Source organism: Moraxella sp. CTOTU48717, assembly GCF_032057165.1.
GTDB classification, from domain to species: Bacteria; Pseudomonadota; Gammaproteobacteria; order Pseudomonadales; family Moraxellaceae; genus Faucicola; species Faucicola tetraodonis.
This window is the reverse complement of the sequence record NZ_DAMBBC010000008.1, coordinates 17740-26793: the sequence shown is the minus strand read 5'-3', so window position 1 is coordinate 26793 and position 9054 is coordinate 17740. Positions and strand designations below refer to the sequence as shown.

The window sequence follows — 9054 nt, the reverse complement described above, 5'->3', positions numbered from 1 at the left end:
GATGATTTCTTGTGTGTCCTGGTGAACCGATTGAGTTTGACCTTCAATCTGCCGCAAGCCAACCAAAAAACCACTGTTATCAAAATTTAATGGGCTGTTAGCCATAACCTATCCTTAAAGTAGAATACTGTAAGGTAAATTATGGCTTAGCGAAGGGGGTATTTTTAGGAATGTTCCTACAGTTAATCCCAGCCCTCATCTTCATCCTCATCGTCTTCGCTATCCTCATAAGTCGCGGCATAATCGGATTCGCCAAATTCAGCATCATCCAAGGTTAAATTCTCAAACTCTGGCAAGCGTTTTTGCATGGCTTGCTGTAACTCATCGCGTTTGCGCTGTGCTTCTTCATAGATGCCGTCTAGCGCCTTCATGCCTTCCATGCGTCGGTCTTGCTCAGACATTTCAAAATCTTCCCACTTGATGCCACACACAAGCATTTCTTGCTCAAACAGCACTTTTTGGCTCATGGTTAAGGCGGTCAAGGTTCGGCTAATACTTTCAGCCGATACCAAAATTTGCTTAATGGTTTCACCGTCTTCATCTGGTTTCAAACCTTTCAATGCTTGCAGTAAACTTGCATTAGTTTCCCAAAGCTCGCCCGCCTGTCTAATCCGTTTTCGATGCTTGATAATGACTTCGGTTTTTTGCTGATTGTCTAAAATTAGCTTTTCAACTTCTCGATATATGCGCTTTTCAGATTCAGTCCATAAAACCAATCCTGTGTTGCAATTTTTGTTGCAATCATCATCGCTTGTTGCACTTTCGCTTTCTTTATTGTTTTGCTCAGTATCATCAATATTTTGCGATGAGTTATCATCGGTTTTGTTGCAATTATCGCTGGTTTTTTTTGCTTTTTTTGTTGCATTTTTGGGCTGTTTTGAGCGACTAGAAGATGACTTGTTGCCACTTGTTGCATCTGTTGCATTTTCTGTTGCATCCAGTGGCGTTTTGCGTTGCCATTTTTCTTTTTGGCGGCGCCTGGCAACACTGCTATGGTTTTTGGGTGCTTCATCTGGGTATAGCTCAACCAATCGGTCATGAACATCACGGTCGGTCATGCCGTGGGTGTTTTCCCATAATACCCTGGCGGCTTCCCACATATCAGGCGGTAATTCTTTTTTGGTTCTAGCCATCAATTACCGTCCTTCACGTCAACAACGCTTAAACGTGGCTCAGGTAGTGGTAGCGTGTACTGTTTTTTGCCCAACACATCCGACATCAACAAATGACCGTCTTCTTTGTCGTGGCGCTCAGCAATGGCATCTAATTGCGCTTGCATCTGCACCATGCTTTGCGCTTCTTTAACCTCTAGGCTTCTGCAAATATCCCCAAGCTTAGATAGCATCGCGTATAGTTCTGGGTTTTGGCTGTGTATTTTTGCGGCATTGGTCACTGCGTATATTGATAGGTTTTTGGCGGCAACCATCAATTCAAGGTATTTATCAATGTCATGACGCTTGATGTTGTTTACGACAACTTCCGTCATCGAGTCGATAATGGGTTGGATGAATTTATGGGTATTGAGTTTGACGTTGTTTACAAATGCTGCTTTTACGTCGTTGATGGGCTCACAGCTACGACCCAAAATGAAGTCAACCGACTGGCCGTATAGGTCAACCAAAATCAAAAAAGTGTAGATATCGATAGTTACTTTGCCGTTTTCAATATCGCTAATTCGATTGCGATTTTTCTTATCCCAAGTAATATCCATCACTTGCGACTGCGTATAGCCTGCGTTTTGTCTAGCTACTCTTAAATTATTACCAATGACTTTGTTAATTAAAAGACAGTCATTCTCTGAGTAGTGCCTTAGTACAACTTGTTTTATTCCAGCCATTGAAAATCATCCGTAAAAAGTTAAAATAACTTTAACGGTCATGTGGTGTGACTGTTTCTTAATAGCTTGTGGTATTTTTCGCTGTAGGATAAAACCCGTCTCAATGGCGGGTTTTGTTTTTTTTATTGAATGGGTAAACTAGCTTTCGCTTGCTTCAATCTCGCCAACTTGGTCAACATCATTACTGCCGGTGCATTTAAAGCCGTGATACTGCGCTTTTGGGCATCGCTTATTGCCGCATTGCGGGCAAACAATGAATACTGATGGTACTGAAAACGGACTCAATCCATTTGCTAGTAACCGCTTACGGGTCAATCCATCGCATGACAAACAACACGGCTTGTATGGCGCGCCTACATTAACTGTCTTTCTCATCGTTATCAGCCCTTAAATTCGCGTTCAAGCTCGACTAGGCGGGTCAAGGTATCAATGGCTTCTTGAATGTCTTGCATTTCATCTTTTGCCCCACGAGCGCCGCTGCATAGGATTTTTTTGATGGCATGATGTTTAGCGCCTGAGCTGTCTTTAACGCCAAACGCTTTGCACAATGCGTAAATATCCATTTCATTTAGAAATGATACGTCTTTGAAGTAGTGATTATGCTTGCGATTAGGCTTGGCATCGTCATTGCTATCAGCATTGATTCTTGCGCCAAATAATGACTTGGTTTTGCTAAAAGCCGTGCCAAATGAAAGGATTTTTGAAGTATCTGGCTTGATGTCATCCGATGGCTTAAACTCGCCTTTTTCCCATGCTTCTAAGTCACATGACTGCGCTACAAGCTGGCAGTAATCATCTAGCCAGTTCTTGACATTGCAAGTATCGGTATGGCGGTTTCCTTCTTCGTACCAATCGTATTCGACCCATGTTTCGCCAAATGACAAACCAAAACCCACGATGCGGACAGGTTGAAAGTCATCGTCATCACCAACATTCCAAATTTGACCAGTGATTAATTCTATCGTTTTCGATGAATAGTCACTGGCCTTGATGATATTCACCCGCGTTGGGTCAAAAAGTTTGGTGGTTTTATCCACTTGATGCATACTCATGGTTTCCTCGGTCATCTTGCCTGCCTTTTAGATAAGCAAACAATACCCAACGCATCTAAAAACTCAACGGGAATTTTCAGCATTTGTGATATCGCACTCTAAGTCATGCTTTTGATTGCGGCCAACACCCATGTAATCGGTAATAATCTGCTTGGCTTCATCAAAACCACGCGCAATAACCGCTTTGTAGCCTTGCCTGGTTAATCGCTCAATCCATTCTCGCTGCTCAGGGGTTACTTGCCCGCCCTTTTTAACTTTCAGCTCGATGCGTAAACCGTGATAACCTTGCCTGGCGATTTCTAGCACTAAGTCTGGATAACCCTTGCGGGTGCCCATGTTTTTATTTTTTTGACCTTGCGGGCAATACACGCGACCCGCCTTGCTAATCCTGGTTTCCTTTTTGCCTTCATTGGGGGAATGGTGCAGATACTCACCTAGCACCTCATCCCCAAACTTAACTCGGTTGCACCAGTTGACCAATTTAATTTGCGCCTCAGATTCGCTCAATGAGTCATTGTGACTAAAGGCTTCACTGATTTCATCCGCGTAACGACCACCGATGTCTGATAACTTAATTCTTCTAGCCATGAATTACTCTTTTTGGGTTTTGTTTTGGTGATGCCTGGCTAAGCAAAAATTGCTGTTTCTTGGTTAGTTTCATATTCCATTTCCTAAAATTAAATCGCCAAATTCATGCTCGATAGCTTGTCCATTTAGCCGCCATGAAGCCCACTGCGCTGGGTGTAAGTCCTCATTGTTCGGGCTTTCGATAATGCGCCCGCTTATGTACTTGATTGTTTTAAGCTCGTTGGTCTTGTTGTCGCGCCAAGTAAGCTCGCCGCGCTTAACTCCACAGACGTAATAGCCCGTGCTAGTTAATTTATGGTTTGGATGACGAAGGCAGGTCATTTACCACCATCCAAAACCTTAAAAACTGGCTTGCGTCTTTTTATGTTCTGGCTGTTTTCAATGCTTTTGATTCGTCGGCGTTCTTCTAGCGATTGCTCAAAGATTCTTCTATGTTTTTCCAAAAAAGTTTCCTCAGTCCAATCACCATCTTTGGTGATATGCTCAAAATCAGCCTTGGTCAGTTCTTCGATATTTAGAATTTCGATGCGGTCAAAAAGTCCAAACGCTTCTTTTGCTGATTCTTCAATGTATGCGTGAGAAGGTCTGTATTCTTCTTCATCAAAAAGCAAATCTTCGATGTAGGTTGATGACCATGCCCTGGGATTACTCACCCAAGGCATGTATAATTTGATTTTTACCGCAAAATAACGATTGCCTTTACTCACGCCCTCACCTCAAAGTAACATTCGTCTAAATTAAATAATAAATCCTTGTCAAATGCGTAGGACGCGCAATACTGCTTTGCCTTAAGTTCCAAGTCATCCATGTTCTTTGGGTTTTTAACCACAAGCGTCTCAACCTCGTATTCCTCGCCTTGTATGCCAAATAAGCGCAGGTCAATGTGATACACGCGCTCTTTAGTATCTTTGACGATATCTGGCAGTATCTTGTCGAGATTCTTTTCACCACACCAGTCACCGTAAAATCTCATGCGATTGACTCGCCATTCTGGGGGACGAGAAGCCATGCTAATCTCCATCCAGCCTGCAAACTCACAGCCTTCTCTCTGGTCTCTGATAGCAGGGAATGAGTTACGCTTGATGATTTGTTTTGCTTTGATTTTTAACGCCACTTGAGCCGGTGTTAACGCGGTCAATGGTACGCTTCGGCTCACCTTGCCTTGATTGCGCAGGGTTTCAAGTTTCTGTGGATTGTATTTTTTGTTGCGATTTTTAGACATACGCCACCGCCTTTTGAATTTGTTTACCTATCCAAGCCATAACAGGCACCGCCATTGAATTACCTAACGCTTTGTAGCGTGGGCTGTCTGGGCATTGGTCAGCGGGTTTTTTGCGATATGGGATTTTGGTGTAATTTCGCGAAAAGCCCTGCAAAATTTCACATTCCGTTGGGGTCAAACGGCGGATGATTGAGTTTGCGGCAACCGCATGACGGTCTGCCGTGGTAAGTGTGTAGCAAACTTCTTCATCAAAACCATTGCCATTGCCACCGTTTTGCGGTGAGCGCCCTATGATATTGCCTGCTATCGATATAGCCTGTCTTTGCATAACCAATGGCGTATCACCCCTGATAGAATCATTTTGCCCACAAGTTAGAGTTCCGCATGTTTCACCAACGCGCCAACCGTGATGTTGATAAGCATCAAATAAAACTGGTTTTTGATAGGTAACTACATTTTCTTGCCCATTATTTCGACCAAGGCAATTAGCCGTGGTTTCGCTTGTGATAGGATCTTGGGTGCCGTGAACGACTACCAAGCTCTCACTGCCGCCACCTAAAACACCGCCACTTGCTTTTGACGTTCCCCCAACTTCACTGTCTACGAATGTTCCGAATGAACCCTCTCTGACAGTGCTGACATGAGTATCGGTGGCAAAATCTTGCCCCGTCTCTCGGCTCGGTGGAGTATCCCCGCACACGCCTTTTGGCTCAAGTAGTATCGGGGGTCTATCTTGCCAGTTTCCAAAATCGACGATAGCAAACACACGCTTGCGTCGCTGTGCCAGTCCGAAGTATTGAGCGTCAAGCACGCGCCACTCGACAAGTCCATTTTCGCCCAACGCAACGCCCGTGTTGCCCCAACCGTTTGCGGGGGTGTTGATATTTCGGTTAGCTGATAATTCTCTAACCACTTCTCTAAAGTCATCGCCTTTGTTGCTTGAGAATGAGCCGGGGACGTTTTCCCACAATGCAAATCTGCACCCGTTATGCTGTCTTGCGTATGAAATAAGTCTAATTGCTTCATAAAATAACCCTGATGATTCACCTTGCAAGCCTTTGCGATTGCCCGCTACTGATAAATTTTGACAAGGTGAACCAAACACCACCAAGTCAATTTGCCCTAAATTTTTAATATCTTCCTCGGTGATTTTTGTCACATCACCCAAGTTTGGTACGTCTGGATAATGGTGCGCCAAGACAGCGCACGGGAACGGCTCAATTTCAGTCACAGCCACACATTCCCACCCTAAAGGTTTCCACGCTACCGTACACGCTTCAATACCGCTAAAAAGTGATAAATATCTCATCATTACCACTCCCCCATAATTGCAACGCCTGCTTTTTGTCGGTGACTTGGCCAATCGCATTTGACCGTAATTAATTTTTGTTGGTATCTATCCCAAGCGCGATCCCCCATGAATATTTTTATTTCATCTAGGTCCATATTGGTTGTGATAATCGTAGGCTTTTTCTGATAACGACCATCAATCAAATCACCTAAACGACTTCTATCGTTGGCCGCATTGCCTGTGGTATCGCCATCGCCTAAATCATCAATCACAAGCAAATCAAATAGCTTTAGCTCTGCCAAGACCATTTGTTCTGACGGCTTTGCTTTATCCGTCCAGTTTTCTTTGCAAAGACGGGTGATTTCGGCTGAGCGAATAAACTTAGATGGCTTTATCGCGCCTTGATTGAATTGATGCTGAAACACTGCACGCGCCAATGCGTTTGCAAGCATGGTTTTCCCGCTACCCGTACTGCCATAAAGCAAGATATTTGGTTTATCGCAGTCAAACGATTTGGCATACACGGTTAGATTCTTAATGAGCTTGGTTTGGCGCTCGACCTGCACATCGTCGTATTGCCAAGCATCAAAACCGTTAGCAGTCACATTGATGCCACAATTTGCCATTTGCGCTAACATGCGTTCGCGGTGTGATTGCTCGTATTGGCGCTGCCTTTCGATTTCTTGATCGCGCGCTGAACACAAGCAGCATTTAGGCGCAAACTCTAAGACTTGCACAAACTCGGTTTCGCCGTGCATTGGGCAAATGTCGTTAAACTTTTTCACTGAATTTGTTATCGTTGTAATATCCATTACCACGCCTCCGGTGCCGGTTGGTCAATCGGTCTTGCTACAAGATTGCCATTTTCATCTGCTTCAAAAATCGTGTTGGGTTTAATCATGCCGGTGTCGTTTGGCCGAAACTTGTGATTAACCGCCAATGGGTCATTGGTGCTGCCAAAATTTTGTGGCTGTTTTGCTTTGCCCGCCAGTGGTTTTTGAGCGTTACGCATAACCCAATCACGAAGTTTGTTTTTTCTAAGCGAATCGGTCACTATGGGTTTGCCGATAATGGCTTGGTCTGCATAGTAAACTTTAAAGTCCGATGTGAGTTGGTTGTACTGCTGCTCAGTCAAGCTTCCCACAAACCCTGCTGAGAACAACATGCTGCGAATCTCGTCTAGCTTTGGCGCTACCCAGTTTTGAATATCTTGAGCATTGGCTTGCTTGACCTGTTCGGCTTTTTCCAAGAACGCATCAGCAGTTTCACCCACACACACACCGCTTTGGGGGTTTGGGGGTGTTTGTGTGTTTGGGTTATGGGTAGATGGGTAATTGGGTAATTGGGTAGATGGGTAGCTTTCATCTAGGTTATTGCTAGGTTTATCTTGGGTTTTTTCTAGGTTTTCGCTAGGTTTTGATTGGCTTTCATCTTGCTTGCCATTAGCTTTTGTTTCGCTTTGACTTTGCTTTGATGGACGACCACCTTTTTTACCGTTCTCGCGCGATGCTTCAACGCGGTCAGTCGTATCATCTAAAATAGATTGGCAGTAGTCGCTATAGTAGCCGTCATCGGTCAAGACAAAGAAGTCGTCCAAAATGTTTTGCAAAGCTTCTTTTTCAGCCTTAGACTTGACGCACAAAAGACGCTCAAGTTTTTTAAGGTTGTCAGTAATAGGCTTCTCATCTTTGACGTAAAGATCAAGAATGTCGCGGAATAAACCGCGCTCGATAATTGATAGATGGCGTGTGGATTTATCAAAATCACCAATGTTGAATTTGTAATAGTGCATCACACCACCCCTTGCTTATTTGTATTTTTCATGATTAAATATCCTTGTTCTTGATTTCTCATATCTGAATACCAAAACCCTAACGAATCGCACCTCGTTAGGGTTTTTTATTTTCCAGTGATAGTTTTTTCCATCCGAGAAAACACCCTGCTTCATTGTGGTATCTTTCAAATCCCATGCGCGCTAAAAGCTCATTAATACCGCAATGATTATTGATGCAGTCAAAAGCATCCTTGCGAATAAGCCCTCTTTTATTGACGTTGTTTTTAACGATTTCCCTAATATTGAAATTACGCGCTTCAAGCGCTGACATATAAGGTCTGTTAGTAGCGGTCTTTGTGTTTGACTGTAGGCGACTATTAACAACGCTTGCAACGTCATATCCATCTGTCATATAACCGACCGTCATTCTGCCTTGCTTGATACAGCGGATGGTTTTGCCTTTGTTTTCAAATTCGCGGCGGATATGGCTAATTGTCGATGAAATGTCTTGTTTATCGCCGAGCTCAGCATAATCACGGATATAGATGACACCTTTTGACTCAATATCATTTTCAAGGCGGGTTCTGAGTGGTTTTTTCTCGTTTGCCATGGGTGCCGCCTGGTTAATGCCATAGCGATGCTTGGTCGCGCGGCTGGTGACGCTCAACTGATTGACGAATCATGTCTTCGCGTCTTGCCAAATCTAACGGCTTTTCAGGCTTGTTGAATTTGCTTGGCTTGGTTGATTTTATTTTTTTCTGTTTTAAGTTCATTGTTGACCCCTGGTTTAACGTGGCATAACCACGTCTTTAGCGACGAGCAATCCATTCATCATGAAGACATGGCTGTCAGCCTGGTTGTTGCGATGCTCGTCTTGAGCGTCGATGATGTGAATTCGCGCTTTGTTGTCAGTGCGTATTGCTTCGTGACAGCAAACATCGTCTGTGTTGTTGCAAAAGTTGCATGGTTTGGTTTGGTGGTTCATTCTGGCACCTCATTTACGCTGATAACATCAAAGTATGGCTGCTCACCATTTCGCTGACTCGTTCCTTTTAGCTCTAATTCAACTTGATACCAGATATACCCAGTAGTAATTTTTTCTGAATTGAAAATTGCATTACTTACCATTGCTTTGTAGTCTTCGATGTCATCAAAAAGCACAGGTTTGCTAACTGAAATTAAAGCTAAATTTTCGTTAAACGAATCTGCTGTAAAATCGTCATACATTACTAAGACTGTAATTTTCATCACGCCACCCCCTCAGTCTCTAACCAATATTTACATTCATCT

14 protein-coding genes are annotated in these 9054 nt (G+C 43.7%); 1 reads left to right on the top strand and 13 read right to left on the bottom strand.

What is annotated here, in order from left to right; genetic code table 11:
* Positions 1–182: 182 nt before the first annotated feature.
* A complete protein-coding gene (locus RT084_RS06220; RefSeq protein ID WP_313098219.1) occupies positions 183–1133 on the bottom strand; it encodes a hypothetical protein in 951 nt (316 codons plus the stop codon).
* Positions 1133–1837 carry a helix-turn-helix transcriptional regulator gene (locus RT084_RS06215; RefSeq protein ID WP_313098215.1) on the bottom strand — a complete coding sequence of 235 codons (705 nt, stop codon included), beginning with the start codon at positions 1835–1837 and terminating at the stop codon, positions 1133–1135. The genes RT084_RS06220 and RT084_RS06215 overlap by 1 nt, the downstream gene beginning before the upstream one ends.
* 253 nt (positions 1838–2090) lie before the next feature.
* On the opposite strand from RT084_RS06215, the gene RT084_RS06210 reads away from it, so the two are divergent.
* Complete coding sequence (locus RT084_RS06210; RefSeq protein ID WP_313098212.1) at positions 2091–2228, top strand: hypothetical protein; 138 nt, start codon at positions 2091–2093, stop codon at positions 2226–2228.
* Here RT084_RS06210 and RT084_RS06205 read toward each other — a convergent pair.
* From RT084_RS06205 to RT084_RS06155, 11 genes are all read right to left on the bottom strand, one after another.
* Complete coding sequence (locus tag RT084_RS06205; protein WP_313098209.1) at positions 2218–2904, bottom strand: hypothetical protein; 687 nt, start codon at positions 2902–2904, stop codon at positions 2218–2220. The two genes, RT084_RS06210 and RT084_RS06205, sit on opposite strands and share 11 nt — an antisense overlap.
* A gap of 48 nt (positions 2905–2952) precedes the next feature.
* A complete protein-coding gene (locus RT084_RS06200; protein ID WP_313098204.1) occupies positions 2953–3477 on the bottom strand; it encodes a VRR-NUC domain-containing protein in 525 nt (174 codons plus the stop codon).
* A 317-nt stretch (positions 3478–3794) separates the two neighbouring features.
* Complete coding sequence (locus tag RT084_RS06195) at positions 3795–4184, bottom strand: hypothetical protein (RefSeq protein WP_313098199.1); 390 nt, start codon at positions 4182–4184, stop codon at positions 3795–3797.
* On the bottom strand, positions 4181–4699 hold the full coding sequence (locus RT084_RS06190; RefSeq protein WP_313098195.1) for a hypothetical protein: 519 nt from the start codon (positions 4697–4699) through the stop codon (positions 4181–4183). The genes RT084_RS06195 and RT084_RS06190 overlap by 4 nt, the downstream gene beginning before the upstream one ends.
* Positions 4692–6011 carry a DNA cytosine methyltransferase gene (locus RT084_RS06185; RefSeq protein WP_313098191.1) on the bottom strand — a complete coding sequence of 440 codons (1320 nt, stop codon included), beginning with the start codon at positions 6009–6011 and terminating at the stop codon, positions 4692–4694. Before RT084_RS06185 ends, RT084_RS06190 begins: the two co-directional genes overlap by 8 nt.
* Entirely contained in the window at positions 6011–6802 is a 792-nt protein-coding gene (locus tag RT084_RS06180) for an ATP-binding protein (protein ID WP_313098187.1), read from the bottom strand. The genes RT084_RS06185 and RT084_RS06180 overlap by 1 nt, the downstream gene beginning before the upstream one ends.
* Positions 6802–7782 carry a YdaU family protein gene (locus RT084_RS06175; protein WP_313098184.1) on the bottom strand — a complete coding sequence of 327 codons (981 nt, stop codon included), beginning with the start codon at positions 7780–7782 and terminating at the stop codon, positions 6802–6804. Before RT084_RS06175 ends, RT084_RS06180 begins: the two co-directional genes overlap by 1 nt.
* Before the next feature lie 97 nt (positions 7783–7879).
* Positions 7880–8374, bottom strand: coding sequence for a hypothetical protein (locus RT084_RS06170; RefSeq protein ID WP_313098180.1), 495 nt, complete (start codon positions 8372–8374; stop codon positions 7880–7882).
* Between the two features lie 13 nt (positions 8375–8387).
* Entirely contained in the window at positions 8388–8537 is a 150-nt protein-coding gene (locus RT084_RS06165; protein ID WP_313098176.1) for a hypothetical protein, read from the bottom strand.
* A gap of 14 nt (positions 8538–8551) precedes the next feature.
* Positions 8552–8749 (bottom strand): hypothetical protein, encoded by a 198-nt coding sequence (locus RT084_RS06160; protein WP_313098174.1) that lies wholly within the window; start codon positions 8747–8749, stop codon positions 8552–8554.
* A complete protein-coding gene (locus tag RT084_RS06155; protein WP_313098171.1) occupies positions 8746–9012 on the bottom strand; it encodes a hypothetical protein in 267 nt (88 codons plus the stop codon). The genes RT084_RS06160 and RT084_RS06155 overlap by 4 nt, the downstream gene beginning before the upstream one ends.
* Positions 9013–9054: the final 42 nt, after the last annotated feature.